Source organism: Massilia aurea (assembly GCF_040790145.1).
GTDB classification, from domain to species: domain Bacteria; phylum Pseudomonadota; class Gammaproteobacteria; order Burkholderiales; family Burkholderiaceae_D; genus Telluria; species Telluria aurea_C.
This window is the reverse complement of the sequence record NZ_JBFMMP010000001.1, coordinates 295,904-312,022: the sequence shown is the minus strand read 5'-3', so window position 1 is coordinate 312,022 and position 16,119 is coordinate 295,904. Positions and strand designations below refer to the sequence as shown.

The 16,119-nt window shown below is 63.5% G+C and carries 11 protein-coding genes and 1 tRNA gene; 2 read left to right on the top strand and 10 right to left on the bottom strand.

What is annotated here, in order from left to right:
• Positions 1-221: 221 nt before the first annotated feature.
• The 10 genes from AB2N08_RS01305 to AB2N08_RS01260 all read right to left on the bottom strand — a co-directional run bounded on the left by AB2N08_RS01305 (position 222) and on the right by AB2N08_RS01260 (position 10,898).
• On the bottom strand, positions 222-596 hold the full coding sequence (locus tag AB2N08_RS01305; protein WP_367608821.1) for a hypothetical protein: 375 nt from the start codon (positions 594-596) through the stop codon (positions 222-224).
• The gene (locus AB2N08_RS01300; RefSeq protein ID WP_367608820.1) at positions 593-1,039 is read right to left on the bottom strand and encodes a glycine cleavage system protein H; all 447 of its coding nucleotides are present in this window, start codon (positions 1,037-1,039) and stop codon (positions 593-595) included. The genes AB2N08_RS01305 and AB2N08_RS01300 overlap by 4 nt, the downstream gene beginning before the upstream one ends.
• A 33-nt stretch (positions 1,040-1,072) precedes the next feature.
• Positions 1,073-1,168, bottom strand: a tRNA-Sec gene (locus tag AB2N08_RS01295).
• A gap of 43 nt (positions 1,169-1,211) precedes the next feature.
• The gene (selB, locus tag AB2N08_RS01290) at positions 1,212-3,131 is read right to left on the bottom strand and encodes a selenocysteine-specific translation elongation factor (RefSeq protein WP_367608819.1); all 1,920 of its coding nucleotides are present in this window, start codon (positions 3,129-3,131) and stop codon (positions 1,212-1,214) included.
• Complete coding sequence (gene selA, locus AB2N08_RS01285) at positions 3,128-4,585, bottom strand: L-seryl-tRNA(Sec) selenium transferase (protein WP_367608818.1); 1,458 nt, start codon at positions 4,583-4,585, stop codon at positions 3,128-3,130. The genes selB and selA overlap by 4 nt, the downstream gene beginning before the upstream one ends.
• Before the next feature lie 2 nt (positions 4,586-4,587).
• The gene (fdhE, locus tag AB2N08_RS01280; RefSeq protein ID WP_367608817.1) at positions 4,588-5,607 is read right to left on the bottom strand and encodes a formate dehydrogenase accessory protein FdhE; all 1,020 of its coding nucleotides are present in this window, start codon (positions 5,605-5,607) and stop codon (positions 4,588-4,590) included.
• Positions 5,608-5,763: 156 nt separating this feature from the next.
• The gene (locus tag AB2N08_RS01275) at positions 5,764-6,393 is read right to left on the bottom strand and encodes a formate dehydrogenase subunit gamma (RefSeq protein ID WP_367608816.1); all 630 of its coding nucleotides are present in this window, start codon (positions 6,391-6,393) and stop codon (positions 5,764-5,766) included.
• Between the two features lie 10 nt (positions 6,394-6,403).
• Positions 6,404-7,330, bottom strand: coding sequence for a formate dehydrogenase subunit beta (gene fdxH / locus AB2N08_RS01270; RefSeq protein WP_367608815.1), 927 nt, complete (start codon positions 7,328-7,330; stop codon positions 6,404-6,406).
• 3 nt (positions 7,331-7,333) lie between these two features.
• A complete protein-coding gene (fdnG, locus tag AB2N08_RS01265; protein ID WP_367608814.1) occupies positions 7,334-10,408 on the bottom strand; it encodes a formate dehydrogenase-N subunit alpha in 3,075 nt (1,024 codons plus the stop codon).
• A 136-nt stretch (positions 10,409-10,544) separates the two neighbouring features.
• Positions 10,545-10,898 carry a hypothetical protein gene (locus AB2N08_RS01260; protein ID WP_367608813.1) on the bottom strand — a complete coding sequence of 118 codons (354 nt, stop codon included), beginning with the start codon at positions 10,896-10,898 and terminating at the stop codon, positions 10,545-10,547.
• Between the two features lie 431 nt (positions 10,899-11,329).
• On the opposite strand from AB2N08_RS01260, the gene AB2N08_RS01255 reads away from it, so the two are divergent.
• A complete protein-coding gene (locus tag AB2N08_RS01255; protein WP_367608812.1) occupies positions 11,330-14,326 on the top strand; it encodes a TonB-dependent receptor in 2,997 nt (998 codons plus the stop codon).
• A 98-nt stretch (positions 14,327-14,424) separates the two neighbouring features.
• Entirely contained in the window at positions 14,425-16,104 is a 1,680-nt protein-coding gene (locus AB2N08_RS01250; protein WP_367608811.1) for a sodium:solute symporter family transporter, read from the top strand.
• The last annotated feature ends 15 nt before the right edge of the window (positions 16,105-16,119 follow it).

Genomic DNA, 16,119 nt, shown 5'->3' with positions numbered 1-16,119 from the left:
ACGAAAATTATGACTATGTATGAGCTCGTGTCCGGATGTCAGACCTGACACCGAAGTTGTGACACCGAAGTTGGGTCCGACACCGAAGTTGGGTCCATTCTTGAGACCGTGTCCAAATGTCAGACCTGACACCGGGGTGGACCGGTGACACCGGGGTGGACCGTGACACCGGGGTGAACCTGACACCGGGGTGGACCGAAAGAAGCGCAGATGGTCGCGGCTTAAAATACCAGCATGCGCCAGCCTGGCGCGCTTCCCTGTTCCACAAACGCGACCATGCCTTCGACGCCGGCACATTGCGGCGCGAGCGATGCCGGGTTCTTGCCCAGTGCGCTCAATGCCTGGCTGCAAGCGCGTATCTCGATGCCCAGATCGACCGTTGCGTCCAGATGCCGCGCGACCGTCCAGCGGTCGTCACCAAAACCAGCCAGGCGCGCACCGTTTTCGGACAGCAGCCATGCCACCGACTGGTTCGTAAACAGCATCTTGACCGGCATATCGAGCGCCGCTGCCGCCTGCGCCGTCATGAACGGCGTGGCCACGAGTTCCGGACGGGTCAGGTCGCACGACCAGACCATGATCGCCAGTCCGCTCACGGCTTGATCCAGTCATCGACCGGTTCCAGCCGCATGCGCCGTTCGGCCAGCTCGACCAGCGCGGCGCCATGCGCCAGCAGCACCCGGTCGCGTTCCCAGTCGCTGGCCTGGATGACGGAGATCCAGCCGGCGCCGTACGGGTCCTGGTGAATCAGTTCGGGCGTTTCTTCCAGCGCCGTGTTGATCTCGACGATCGTCCCGGCCACCGGCGTCTTGATCGTCACCACCGTCTTGCTCAGTTCGACGACGCCCACCGTCTTGCCCTGCTCGACCTCATTGCCCACTGGCTTTGGGCGGCACATATAGAAATGGTTGCCGCTGATCTTGACGCCAAACGCGCTCACGCCGACCTGCAGGCGGCCATCTCCCAGCTCGCGGCACCACATATCGTTGTCGAGGTCGAAGTAACAGTCGTCCGGATAGTCGAAGCCAAGGATGATCATAGGAGTGTATCGAACAGAGCAGAACAGAAAGGATGGCGGAAGGATGCGGGAGTCGAACCCACCCGGCGACGCATGGCGCCACCAACTGGGTTTGAAGCCCAGCCGCCCCACCAGGGACGATTTCCTTCCGCAGAGCCGCGATTTTACCCTGTACGGGCGAATCGCGACAGTCTCAACGCGTGCTCTCGGAAAACAGCAGCGTTCCCGGACGCAGCAGGTGCGCGTCGCCGACCCGGCGCAACAGGCCGATGCGGTCAAAAAACTCCAGGATCTGGATCGCCCGCTTGCGGCCCAGGCCGGTCAAATCGCGGAAGCGCGCGGCCGTGACCTGCCCGCCCTCTTCCTCGGCCGCCAGCTTGCGCGCCAGGCCCGCGAGCTCGTGCATCACGGCCGGGTGGTAGAACAAGTCTTTCACGACCTGGTACACATCGCCGCCGCGCGCCATGCGGCCCAGCACCTGGCGCACCTGCGCTTCGGGCAGGCGCGCCGTCTGGGCGATGTCGCGCACCCATGGCGGATCGAAGCGGCCCTCTTGCAGCATCGGCAGTGCGTGTTCGGCCACGATCTGCTCGGCCGCGCGCAGCGCGACGCCATGTTCTGGCAAGTGCAAAAAACCGTTCCTGCGGGCGATCGCGCCAGCCTCGATCATGTGGCCGGTCAGTTGCAGCCACAGCGCCTCGGGCATGCGCGGCGCGGCCAGGCGGCGGGCGCGCAGCAGATCGGGGCCGATCTCGTCGGGATACTTGTCGTGGAAGTCGCGCAAGGCGGCCAGCAGGCCGGCCTGCGCCTCGTCCAGCCGCGCGCGGGAAATCACCCACTCGCCGCCGGCACCGACAACGATATCGGGCACGGCCGCCAGATCGAACGGCCAGCGCGCCAGGCCGCTGCTGCGCAGCCAGGTCGCGCCATTGACGCCATATTGCGCCTGCGCCAGCGCGCCGAGCAGGCGCGTGAGCGGATCGTCAGCGCGCTGCGTGTCAAGGTATGCCAGGCGTTCGGGCGTCTGGCGATAGCGCACGGGCCCGAGCGGATCGAGCACCTGGCCGCCGGCCACCGTGCGCATCGCCGAGGCATCGCGCAGGATGAAGCGGTCGCCATGCCAGACATTGGCCGGCTTGTGCAGCACCAGCTGCGCCGGCGCTCCGCCGCCTGGCGCGATGGACGGCTGGCCAAGCACGGCCACCGTCGCCAGGCAATCCTGGGTGGCCGCGTGCAGGTGGACGAGCGTACCCGAGCGCAGGGCTTTTTCTTCGAGGCTGGCCACCTGGAGCCAGACGTCGATCCGCTGGGTGGTGAGCGCGATGGCCGGGTCGCACAGCACCTGGCCGCGCAATTCATCGGTGCGTTCAAGTCCGGCCAGGCCGACGGCGCAACGCTGGCCGGCATGGGCATCCTGCGCCGCGCGGCTGTGCACTTGCAGGCTGCGCACGCGGTGGGCAGCGTCCGGCGTGGACGCCAGGGCCAGCGCGTCGCCAATCGTCACACTGCCGGCCGAGACGCTGCCGGCGACGACGGTGCCGACGCCATCGAGGGTGAACGCGCGGTCCAGCCCCATCCGGAAACCCGCGCCGTCCACGCCACCCACCGGCGCTGCCGCCAGTTCGTGCACCAGCCTCGCACGCAATGCGTCGATGCCGTCACCACGCACGCTCGAGACGTGCAGCACCGGATAATCATCCAGTCCGCTGCTGGCCAACAGCGCACGCACGCGCGCTTCGGTGTCGGCTACCCGCCCGGCATCCACGCGGTCGATCTTGGTGATCACGGCCGCGCCGCGCCGCACGCCCAGCAGCGACAGAATGGTCGCATGCTCGATCGTCTGCGGCATCGGCCCGTCGTCGGCCGCGATCAGGAGCAAGCCGAAGTCGATGCCGCTGGCGCCAGCCACCATCGTGCGCACCAGCTTCTCGTGGCCGGGCACATCGACGAAGCCGATCCGGCTGCCATCGTCCAATGGCATCCAGGCGTAACCGAGTTCGATGGTGATGCCGCGCCGTTTTTCTTCCGGCAGGCGATCGGCGTCGATGCCCGTCAGTGCGCGCACCAGCGCCGTCTTGCCGTGGTCGATGTGGCCTGCGGTGCCGACGATCATGGCGTTTCTCCGATCAAGGCCAGGCGCAGCCCGGCAAGCTGGCCGATCACCTCGTTCGGATCATCGACGCAGCGGCAATCGAGCAGCACCCGGTCTTCTGCGATGCGCCCGATGACTGGGGCCGGCAAGCCGCGCAGCGCGTCGCTCAGCGCATCGAGCGCGGTGCCCATGCCGCGCTTGCCGGCCAAGACCGGGGCGATGGCCAGCCCGCACGATGGCAGGCGGTCGATCGGCAGCGAGCCGGAGCCAATCTGACTCAGCATCGCCTCGAGCGTAACCGTGTAGCGCGGCGCCAGCGCCTCGCGCAGCGGACCGAGGATGGTGTTTGCGGTCGCGCCGACTTGCTCCTGCGTCCGGGTGAGCCAGCGCAGCGTCGGCAGCTCGCGCACCAGCAGTTCAGGTTGCAGATACAGTTGGAGCGTGGCTTCCAGCGCCGCCAGCGGGAGTTTCGACAGGCGCAGCGCGCGCTTCATCGGGAAGGTGCGGATGCGCGTGACGTGCTCGCGCGAGCCGACGATCAAGCCGGCCTGCGGCCCCCCCAGCAATTTGTCGCCCGAGAACGTGACGACATCGCAGCCCGCCGCCAGCATCTGCTGCGGCGTCGGCTCCTGCGGCAAGCCATATTTGCCCATGTCGATCAGCGAGCCGCTGCCGAGGTCTGACACCAGCGCCACACCGCGCGCCTTCGCCAGCGGCGCCAGCTCGGCTTCGGATACCGCGCTGGTAAAGCCCTGCACCATGTAGTTACTGGTGTGGACCTTCAGCAGCATCGACGTGCGCTCGTTGATCGCGCGCTCGTAGTCGGCCAGGTGCGTGCGGTTGGTGGTGCCCACTTCGACCATGATCGCGCCGGCGCTGGCCATCACGTCCGGCATGCGGAAGGCGCCGCCGATTTCCACCAGTTCGCCGCGGGAGACGATCGCCTCGCGCCCGCCACCAAGGGCGGCCAGCGACAGCAGCACGGCGGCGGCATTGTTGTTGACCACCGTCGCCGCTTCGGCACCGGTGATGTCGCACAGCAAGCCTTCGACAATGCTGTCGCGATCGCCCCGTGAGCCGCTGTCCAGGTCGTATTCGAGATTGTTCGGGCCGGCCATCATGGTCGTCAGGTGACGGATCGCCGCATCGGGCAGTACGGAGCGGCCCAGATTGGTGTGAATGACCGTGCCGGTCAGGTTGATCACGCGGCGCATGCGCGGCGCCAGTCGGGCCGCGATGCGCTCGTCCAGAGCCTGGCCCAGCGCATCGGGCAGCACGGCGCTGACAGCCAGCACACCGGCCAGCGCCTGCGCGCGCAGGTCGTCGACCAGCGCGCGGGCTTGTCCGGCGACCACCGTGTGGCCGTGGCTTGATATCTGCGCCTGCACCGACGGCAGACGCAGCAGTTTATCGATCGAAGGCAGATCCTTGACTGTCGCCTTCGAGCCGTGGACCACGGACTCGCTGAGCGACATGATCAGTTACTCCGATGTGGTTCAGGATCGGCGCCATCGGCCTCGCCACCGGACAGCAGCAGCAGGTTGATGCCATGCGCCTCGTAGCCCGCTTCCGACACCAGGATGTCCAGCGTCAGCGACGCCAGGTCGTCCGCCACCGGATCGACGTTGAGCTCGCGCTCCATGCGCACGATCTTGATGTAGTGATGGCATTCGTCGCACGTTTCGGCCTGCACCGACGCCTGCGAGGCGTCCTGCACGGCGCCATCGGTGGCCAGTGCTTCGAGTGAATGGTAGTGAATGCCCTTGGTGCTTTCGCAGTGGCTGCACTTGACCCGCACCATATGCCACTGCGCCGAGCACAGCGAGCAATGCAGGTAGCGGAAGTTGCTGCCGGTCTGGTCGACACGGGTGATCGACGACGTCGGCAGGCTGCCGCAGCACGGGCAGGTGGTCATGTCGAGCGTGCGGCCGTAGGGTTGCTGGCGCGCCACGCCGTAGGCTTCCTGGATGGCCAGGACCATATTGGTCCAGTACACCTGCAGGCCCGCGGCCACCAGTGGTGCGGCGCGCATGTCCAGGCCGGCTGCGCCTTGCAGCAGCAGTTCGGCCTGGCCTTCGAGATGGTCGTCGCCGGCGGCCAGCAGCGCCAGCACGGCGGCCTGCGCCGGGCTGCCGGCCAGACGCGGCGCCAGCAGTTCGAGCATGCGGCGCATTGCGCCGCGCCAGACCGGGTCGCGCGGCCACAGCGGCGCAGGCACCGGCGCCTGGGCGGCGCGCGCGGCCGCTGCCAGGTCGTCCAGGCTTGGCAGCGTGACGGTTGGGTAATCTTGCAACACTTCGTGCTGGACGGCGGCCAGTTCGGCGGCGAACAGCAAGAAGTCGTGCATCGCGTGCCCCGGCGCCAGCTGGCGCAGACGGGTGGCGCGGGTAGAGAACACTTCGCGGCGTACCGGAAGCTGGATATAGGGCATCTGCTCGCCAGCCCGGACGGCGATTTCTTCGGGGCTCAGCAGCTTGGTGGCTTTGGTAATGCTCATGGAAAAGATGCTTCCTTAGAATTTCTTGCTATGTCGATACTGAATCGGTGGCCAGAAAACGTCGTTCCCGCGGAGGCGGGAACCTAATTCTGCATGCGGCCCGGATTGCATGCAAACTTGGGTTCCCGCCTGCGCGGGAACGACGGTGCTCAAGCGTTACAGCTTCTTGCGCTTGGCTTCCTCAGCCACTTCCTTGTACCACAGCGGATGGTGCGACTTGGCCCAGTCCTCGTGCACCGTGCCACGGGTCATGGCGCGGAACGAGCCCTTGACCCAGATGGCGGCGTACACGTGCATGATCACGCTCAGCACCAGCGCCAGGGCCGCAGCCGCGTGCACCAGCATGGCAAAACGACGCAGCGGAATCGGGAAGAAGTCCGCGAACCACGGTTGCCAGAACATGAAGCCGGTGATGAGCAGCAGCACCAGGCTCAGCGCAAAGATCCAGAACACGGCTTTCTGGCCCGCATTGTACTTGTGTACAGGCGGCATCGCGTGCTCGTTACCTTTGAGAAGTTCCGGCGCCTTCTTGACCCAGGCGGTGTCCGTCTTGGTCCACCAGTTGTCGCGCACCACGGCAAAGAACAGGAACACGAAACCCAGCACCATCAGCAGACCGAAGAACGGGTGCAGGATGCGGGTCCACTGTCCACCGCCGAAGAACATGCTGAAGAAGAACATCGACGGATGGAACAAGGCCAGGCCAGTCAATCCGGCGCAGATGAACAGCAGGGCCACGGCCCAGTGGTTCATGCGCGTCATGTCGCGATAGCGAGTGATAAACATGGTCTTCTCCTTATACCCGTTCGTCGTCGCGCTGGTCGGGACCAGGCGTCGGCTGAACATCGGGTTCGTCGTGGTGCGTCTCGATCGGACCGACCTTCATGTAGTGGAAGAAGCCGGCCACTGCAGCGCCGACCATGGCCGCCACGCCCAGCGGCTTGGCGATACCCTTCCACAGCGCTACCGTCGGGCTGATCGTTGGATTTTCAGGCAGGCCGGCATACAGGTTCGGCTTGTCCGCGTGCTGCAGCACGTACATCACGTGCGTGCCGCCAACGCCAGCCGGGTTGTACAAACCGGCGTTCTGGTAACCACGTTCCTTCAGGTCGACCACGCGGTCGCCCGCGTACTCGATCATGTCTTCCTTGGTGCCGAAACGGATGGCGCCAGTCGGACAGATCTTCACGCAGGCCGGTTCCATGTTCACTGCGACGCGGTCGGCGCACAGCGAACATTTATAGGCCTTCGAGTCCACCTTGCTGATGCGTGGCACGTCGAACGGGCAACCGGCGACGCAATAGCCGCAACCGATGCAGTTCTCGCTGATGAAGTCGACGATACCGTTCGTGTACTTGACGATCGCGCCCGGCGCCGGGCAGGCCTTCAGGCAGCCTGGCTCGTCGCAGTGCATGCAGCCGTCCTTGCGGATCAGCCACTCGAGGCGGTCGCCCTCGTCGTTCTTGGTCACGACTTCCGAGAACTTCATGACGGTCCACGACTGTGGCGTCAGGTCGATCGGGTTGTCGTAGGTGCCGTGGGTTTCGCCGACCTCGTCCCGCAGATCGTTCCACTGCATGCACGCCACCTGGCAGGCCTTGCAGCCGATGCAGCTGGAAACGTCGATCAGCTTGGCCACTTCTGGCTTGTGCGTACGGGCCACCGGCGACTGCGTGGTGGTTGCCGAGCGCGCCGCAATATCGAGAGATTGTAATGAAGACATTGTTTAGACCCTTTCGATATTGACCAGGAACGACTTGAATTCCGGGGTCTGGGTATTCGCGTCGCCCACGAACGGGGTCAGCGTATTGACCAGGAAGCCCGGCTTGGCCACACCGACGAAGCCCCAGTGGTTCGGCAGACCCACTGTATCGACCTTCATCCCATCGCAATCGAGTTGCGGAATACGCTTGGTCACCAGGCACTTGGCCTTGATGAAGCCACGCATCGACGACACCTTCACCATATCGCCATTCGCGATGCCCTTGGCCTTGGCCAGCTCTTCACCGATTTCCACGAACTGCTGTGGCTGGATAATCGCGTTCGACAACACGTTCTTGGTCCAGTAGTGGAAATGCTCGGTCAGGCGGTAGCTGGTCGCGACGTACGGGAAGTCCTTGGCCGTACCGAACGCTTCCATGTCGCCCTTGAACACGCGGGCCGCCGGATTGGCGCGGGCAAGCGGGTTTTTCGGGTGCATCGGATTGACCGGGAACGGCGACTCGAACGGCTCGTAGTGCTCTGGCAGCGGCCCTTCGGCCATGCCGGTCGGTGCGAACAGACGCGCCACGCCTTCGGACGTCATGATGAACGGCTGCGTACGGTTCTCTTCACCCGGATCGGCGTCGGGACGGATGTCCGGAATATCCGAACCAGTCCAGGCCGTACCGTTCCACGAAATCAGGTTCAGCGCGGGATTCCACGGCTTGCCGGTCTTTGGATCGGTCGAGGCGCCGTTGTACAGCACGCGGCGGTTCGCCGGCCAGGCCCAGGCCCAACCGAGCGTTTGCCCGATATTGTACGGGTCTGCATTGTCGCGGCGGCCCATCTGGTTGCCGGCCTGGGTCCAGGCACCGGCGTAGATCCAGCAACCGCTGGCTGTGGAGCCATCGTCGCGCAACACGCCAAAGCCCGGCACCTGCTCACCGGCCTTCAGGATGAGCTTGGTCGGATCTTTTGCGTCATAGATATCGGCCAGCGCCTTGCCGTTGAATTCCTTGGCCAGCTCTTCGGCAGAAGGGCTGTGCGGAATCTTGTACGGCCACGCAAGCTTGGTGATCGGATCCGAGAAAGCGCCGCCATCCTTCAGGTACAGGTTCTTCATGCGCGAGAACAGGTCGGCGATGATCTCGATGTCCGGCTTGCACTCGTACGGCGCTTCGGCGCCCTTCCAGTGCCACTGCAGCCAGCGGCTCGAGTTCGACAGCGAACCGTCTTCTTCGGCGAAGCAGGTGGTCGGCAGGCGGAACACCGTGGTCTGGATCTGGCTTGGATCGACGTCGTTCGATTCGCCGAAGTTCTTCCAGAACTCGGACGTCTCGGTGTTCAGAGGATCCATCGTCACCAGGAATTTCAGCTTCGACAGACCGGCGATGATCTTCTTCTTGTTCGGGAACGATCCGACCGGGTTGAAGCCCTGGCAGATGTAACCGTTGAGTTTGCCCTGCCCCATCAATTCGAACGCCTGCAGCACGTCGTACAGCTTGTCGATTTTCGGCAAGTAGTCGAAGGCCCAGTTGTTCTCTTTGGTTGCGGCGTCGCCCCACCAGGCTTTTTGCAGGCTGACGAAGAACTTGGGATAGTTCTGCCAGTAGCTCATCTGGTTCGGACGCAGCGGCTTCAGTGCGCGCGGCTTGTAGTACGTTTCGAGGTCCTGCTCTTTGTCGGTTGCCAGCGACAGGTAGCCCGGCAACGAGTTCGACAGCAGACCCAGATCGGTCAGACCCTGGATGTTGGAGTGACCGCGCAGTGCGTTCAGGCCACCGCCGGCGATACCGACGTTACCGAGCAGCAGCTGCATGATCGCGCCGGTACGGATGATCTGGCTACCCTGGCTGTGCTGGGTCCAGCCCAGTGCGTACAGGATCGTCATCGCACGGCCCGGCTGGGCGGTGGAGGCGATGTATTCGCAGACCTTCAGGAATTGCTTGACCGGGGTGCCGGTGATCTTGCTCACCTGCTCTGGCGTGTAGCGCGAATAGTGGCGCTTCATCACTTGCAGCACGCAGCGCGGATCTTCCATGGTCGGATCGACCTTGGCGTAACCGTCTTCACCGATTTCGTAGCCCCAGCTTTCATTGCTGTAGCGGCGCTTGGCTTCGTCGTAGCCCGAGAACAGGCCATCCTGGAAGTCATAGCCCTCGCCCACGATGAATGGCGCGTTGGTGTAGCTCCGGACGTATTCGGTCTGGATCTTGTTGTTGGTCAGCAGATAGTTCAGGACGCCGCCCAGGAAGGCGATGTCCGAGCCAGCGCGGATCGGCGCGTAATAGTCGCTCATGGCGGCCGAACGCGTAAAGCGCGGGTCGACCACGACCAGCTTGGCTTTATTGTGATGCTTTGCTTCAATAACCCATTTAAAACCGCATGGGTGTGCTTCGGCGGCATTGCCGCCCATGATCAGTACAACATCGGCATTCTTGATGTCAACCCAATGGTTGGTCATCGCTCCTCGTCCGAACGTCGGGGCCAGACCGGCCACCGTAGGTCCGTGTCAAACGCGAGCCTGGTTATCGAATACGAGCATGCCCATCGAACGCATCGCTTTGTGCGTGATGTAGCCCGTTTCGTTGCTCGACGCGGACGCGCACAGCATGCCGGTGCTCGTCCATCGATTGACCAGTTGGCCTTCGGCATTGGTCGGAATGAAGTTGGCGTCGCGGTCAGCCTTCATCAGGCCAGCCAGACGGGTCATTGCCTCATCCCAGGAAACGCGTTTCCATTCATTGGTGCCAGGTTCGCGGATTTCCGGGAACTTGAGACGGTTCGGCGAATGGATGAAGTCGAGCAAGCCGGCGCCTTTCGGGCACAGCGTACCGCGATTGACCGGGTGATCCGGGTCGCCTTCAATGTGAATGATGTCCGAGGTGACGTTCTTTGCGCCGTCGCCCAGGCTGTACATCAGCAGGCCGCAGCCCACCGAGCAGTAAGGACACGTGTTGCGCGTCTCCTTGGCCTTCGCCAATTTATAGTGCCGCGTCTCCGCCATTGCCGGCAGCGGCGAAAAGCCGAGCGCGACGATGGTGGATGCGGCGAGTCCCGCACCGCTTGCGCGGAGGAACTGCCTTCTGTTCATGCCCATCCAGGTTCTCCTGAAAGTAAAAGATTGCGCACATCACAATGGGGTCAGCCAGGGTCGAGGCCCTGGCTGTCCGGTCGATCATGACCGTTACCGGCGCCGATCAGCACCGGTGTGCGCGCCGTCGGACGCGCCAGCCTTATTTGGCTGGCGGCGTCACTGCCTGTGTGGTGGCGCCATCGCCACCCGTTGGTTCTGAAGCACCGCTGTCGCGGGGCTTGTTCGAGTCTGCATCTTGCCCCGCGACCATACCGCCGATCGCAGTGCCGCCTTCGGCCGGGCCGGTTTCCGGCACCGCCGCGTCGGCGCTCACCGATTCGGATTTGAGGCCGGCATGCGGATCGATGGCGGCGCCATTCGGGCCGGCCGACGCCGGCGTTTGCGCTGGCGCCGTCGTTTCGGTCTTGTGGCACGCGGCCAGGGCGAATACGGCGGCCGCCACGATGGCAGCGTTGCGCAGCGTACGCTGGGACTGCTGAATAATATGTTGCATTGCAATATCCATTGACTTAGAGATACAACCGGAAATATAGCGGATTTGATTGACTGCCTAAATAAGTATTTTACGCACAGCCGTTCACAAATGGTGAGTTTCCGTGATATTTGTCCCGCTCTCGTGAAGATTATTGTGGGAAATGCCTAGCGTAAAGACGATATTATCCCTTCCCCAAGTGTTGCTCTGCGCCAACCCCCTCTTGCCTCCCGGCACAGCTCGATTGCAAATCCGGTCGCGCGCGTCAAGCGTTTTGTGACAAAAAAGGTATTTACCGACAAGCTTCAACAAAAAATGGTTGCGCATAACATTTGGTGTTATATTATTTTACAGCTTGCACAGATGCCACCCTTACGCCCCTGGCGAGCACGGTAGTACCAAGACAAGAGTCCCGTAGACGGGCTCTTCACAACAAAGACGGAGACAACAGAATGAAACATCTGAATCGATCGGCGATTGCCGTGGGCGTGGCACACCTGTGCTGGTTGTCCGCAGCGTTTGCCCAGGAAGCCGCCCCGGCATCTGCCGAACCTGCAGTGGTCACGATCACCGGCCAGCGCGCCGCACTCAATAGCGCACAGCAACTGAAGAAAAATTCGGACGAGGTGGTCGATTCGATCGTTGCCGACGATATCGGCAAGCTGCCCGACAAGTCGATCACCGAAGTCCTGCAGCGCGTCCCTGGCGTGACGATCGACCGCACCATGTCGCGTTCGGATCCGGAACACTTCTCGGTCGAAGGTTCGGGGGTGTCGATCCGCGGCCTGACCTGGGTGCGCTCCGAACTCAATGGCCGCGATTCGTTCTCGTCCAATGGCGGGCGCGCACTGAGCTTCGAAGACGTGCCGCCAGAATTGATGGCCGGCGTGGACGTCTACAAGAATCCGTCCGCCGAACAGATCGAAGGCGGCATCTCGGGCCTGGTGAACCTGCGCACGGCGCTGCCGTTCGACATCAAGGGCCAGCGCATCTCTGCCTCCCTCGAAGGCACCTACACCGAACTGAACAAGGAGAAGGATCCGGCCGGCTCGTTCATGTACTCGAACCGCTGGAAAACCGGCTTCGGCGAATTCGGCATCCTGGTCAACTACGCCAATTCCGAGAGCAACACCCGCACCGACGCCTTCCAGGTCGAGCCATACTACCCGGTGGCCGATGCCGAACCAGGCCGCACCGTCTGGCTCCCGAAAGGCGCGCAGTGGCGCACGCTGGACTTCGAGCGCAAGCGCCAGGGCGCGTACGCCGCGTTGCAGTGGAAACTCGACAACACCCTGCGCAGCCACCTGACCTACTTCAAGTCGAAGTACAAGATGCAGTGGGACGAGAACGCGCTGTTCTCGGCCGAAGGCAATCCGACCAATCTGCGCGTGACCAATGGCGTGTATGACGCCAATGGCGCGTTCCTGAGCGGCATCCTGACCAACCCGACCAACGGCGGCATCGAGTTCGGTAACAACACCCGCACCTCGAACCGCGATTCGTCGACCACCGACGTCGCCTGGAACGTCGAATGGAAGCCGGCCACCAACTGGACGCTCACCTCGGACATCCAGCACGTGAAAGCCGAATCGGAAGGCCTGGATTCGACCGTGGCGCTGGGCACGATCATGCAGCAGCAGAACCTCGACCTGACCGGCAGCTACCCGAAACTGATCTTCGACGCAGCGCAGACCGCCGCGCTGAGCGACCCGGCCAACTACTTCTGGGCATTCACCCAGGAACACCGCGACCGCAGCGTCACCGAGCAGACCGCCTGGAAAGGCGACGTCAAGTATGAGTTCGACCACCCGATCCTGCGCGACCTGCGCGTCGGTGTGCGCCTGACCGACCGCGACGCCAAGACCATCAATTCGAACCCGAACTACAACTGGTCGGCCGTGTCGCAGCGCTGGATGATGCCGTGGCAGATCAACCAGCTGGCCTACCTGAGCGACCCGCGCTTCAATGCACCGACGACGGTCAACCAGTTCAAGAACTTCTTCAATGGCGACGCCAGCGTGCCGGCCGTCGTGTTCCCGGCCCAGTCGCTGGTGGCAGGCTATCCGGGCACCTACGCCCAGCTGCACAGCTATCACGACATCCTGTGCGCGCAAGCCGGCAACAGTTGCGAACCGTGGAAGGCCGCTGCGTTCGGCGAAGCCAATCCATCGGGTGACAACGAGCAGTCCGAGAAGACCAAGGCGATCTACACCCAGCTGCGCTTCGCCTTCGACGACCTGCGCATGCCAATCGACGGTAATGTCGGCGTGCGTTATGTGAAGACCGACAACGAGTCGTTCGGCTATACCGTGTACAACTCGACCTTCATCATCCCGCCGGGCGGCACCACCGGTTTGCCGGTGCCGATCATCGCGCCGTTCGCCGGCCGCCAGGATTACGAGAACAGCTACCACAACTGGCTGCCTAGCCTGAACCTGCGCCTGAAGGCCAGCGACCAGCTGCAGTTCCGCTTCGCGCTGGGCAAGGGCATGTCGCGGCCTGACTTCGGCCAGCTGCAGGCATACACCACGCTGGGCCAGAGCATCCAGAGCACCACCAGCGGCACCGGCACCGGCCAGGTCACCAATGTGACGTCGGTGGCCCACACCGGCGAATCGGTCGGCAATCCGCTGTTGCGCCCGGTCACTTCGCGCAACCTCGACCTGACCGCCGAGTGGTACTTCGCACAAGCCGGCTCGCTGACCTTCGCCGTGTTCGACAAGCGCCTGAAAGACATCATCGTCAAGCAGAGTTCGTCCTACCAGCTGACTGACTTGAACGGCAATGCAATCGATTTCACGGTAGCCACGCCCGTCAACGGCGCGCGCGGCAGCGCACGCGGTATCGAGCTGGCGTACCAGCAGTACTTCGACAAGCTGCCGGGCTGGCTGTCGGGTTTCGGCGTGCAGGCCAACTACACCCACGTCAAGAGCAAGCGCGACCTGTACACCCCGGTGTTCTCGGAATACTGCTCGAACGTCTCGGGTGCGGCGAACCTGAACCTGAACCTGAACGGTTGCGACACCGATGGCCGCACCTTCGGCGACCTGCCGCTGGAATACCTGTCGCGCAACTCGTACAACCTGGCGCTGCTGTACGACAAAGGCCCATGGTCGGCGCGCCTGGCCTACAGCTGGCGCTCGAAGAGTCTGCTCGGTAACAACAACAACGGCACCAACGGCACCAACGGCGTCGACACCAATCCGGACAGCCCGACCTTCGGCCAGAATGTCATCGCCTGGGGCTTGCCGATCTGGGCCGACGACTACGGTCAGCTCGACGGTGGCGTCAGCTACAAGTTCAACGAGAACTTCCGTCTCGACCTGCAGGCGACCAACCTGACGGACGCCAAGTACAAGCAGATCATGACGCACCACATCGGCGACAAGGGCCGTGCGTGGTTCGTCAGCGGTCCGCGCTACAGCGTCCGCCTGGGCATGTCTTTCTAAGTCGATGCCGTTCTAAGTTGATCCTGCGCCCGTCCAGCCCTGCTGTCCATGACAGCGGGTGTTGCGGCGGGCGCTTCTCGTTTCTCAGGGCCTGATTCATGCAGAACTCGACTTTCTCGTCGCTCGACACGTTCGTCTTTTTCGTCTACTTCGTCATCGTCGCCGGCTACGGCTTCTGGGTCTACAAGCGCAAGCAGCGCTCCACGTCCGCCTCGCATGACTACTTTCTCGCCGAAGGCTCGCTGACCTGGTGGGCCATCGGCGCCTCGATGATCGCGTCGAACATCTCGGCCGAACAGTTCATCGGCATGAGCGGCTCGGGCTTCAAGATGGGCATGGCGATTGCCGTCTATGAGCTGATGGGCGCCTTCACGCTGATCCTGGTGGCGGTGTTCTTCATGCCGATCTACCGCCGCAACCGCATCTACACGATGCCCCAATTTCTCGAGCAGCGTTATGGCAGCACGGTCGCTACCGTGATGGCGCTGTTCTGGCTCTCGCTGTACGTCATCGTCAACCTCACCTCGATCCTGTATCTGGGCGCGCTGGCCATCGGCGCCATCGCCGGCATCGACGTCTGGACCTGCATGGTGTTCCTGGCAGTCTTCGCCGTCGTCATCACGCTGGGCGGCATGAAAGTCATCGGCTACACCGACGTGATCCAGGTATTGTGCCTGGTGCTCGGCGGCCTGGTGACCACCTGGCTCGCGCTCGACCTGGTCGCGCAGAACAATGGCGGCGGCGGCGTGGTGGCCGGTTTCAATCACTTGCTGGGCGTCGCGCCCGATCACTTCGACATGGTGCTCACGCGCGAGAACCCGAACTACCTCGACCTGCCCGGCCTGTCGGTCCTGATCGGCGGCATGCTGATCGTGAACCTGAACTACTGGGGCTGCAACCAGTACATCATCCAGCGCGCACTGGGCGCCGACCTCCACACGGCGCGCAAGGGCATCCTGTTCGCGGCGTTCCTGAAGCTCTTGATGCCGGTGATCGTGGTCTTGCCCGGCATCGCCGCGTTCGTGCTGCACCAGCAGGGCGTGCTGGGCGCGTCGATGGGCGTGGGCGCTGACGTCAATCCCGACCGCGCCTATCCGGTGCTGCTCACCCTGTTGCCGACTGGCCTGAAAGGCGTGGCGTTCGCCGCGCTGACGGCGGCAGTGGTGGCCTCGCTGGCCGGCAAGGCCAACAGCATCGCCACCATCTACACCTTCGACATCCACAAGAAAGCCTTCAACAAGGATGTCTCCGAATTGCGCATGGTCTGGATCGGCCGCGTCACGGTGGTCGTGGCCATGCTGCTGGCCGTGCTGATCGCCCCGTTCATGGGCATCGACAAAAAGGGCGGCTTCCAGTACATCCAGGAATACACGGGCTTTGTCTCGCCGGGCATCCTGGCCATGTTCCTGATGGGGTTCTTCTGGCGGCCCGCAACCGCTGCGGCGGCGATGTTCGCCACCGTCGGCGGCTTTGTCGGCTCGATCATCCTCAAGTTCCTGCCCGGCGTGATGGACCTGTCGTTCCTGGCGCCGCTGGGCTTTGCGGTGCCGAATGCCGCCGGCGTGTACGAGATCCCGTTCCTCGACCGGATGGGCTTCGTGTTCGTCGCCGTCATCATCGGCATGGTCGTCATCAGCAAGCTGTGGCCGAAGGCCGGCCTCGAACAAAGCCGTGGGGTCGAGGTCGAGGCGAAGATGTTCCGGGTGGAGCCCGGCTTCGGCTTCGGCGCCGCCGTCATCTGCATTGCCCTGATCGCGATCTACGGCGCCTGGTGGTAAGGCGCTCGTCGGTTC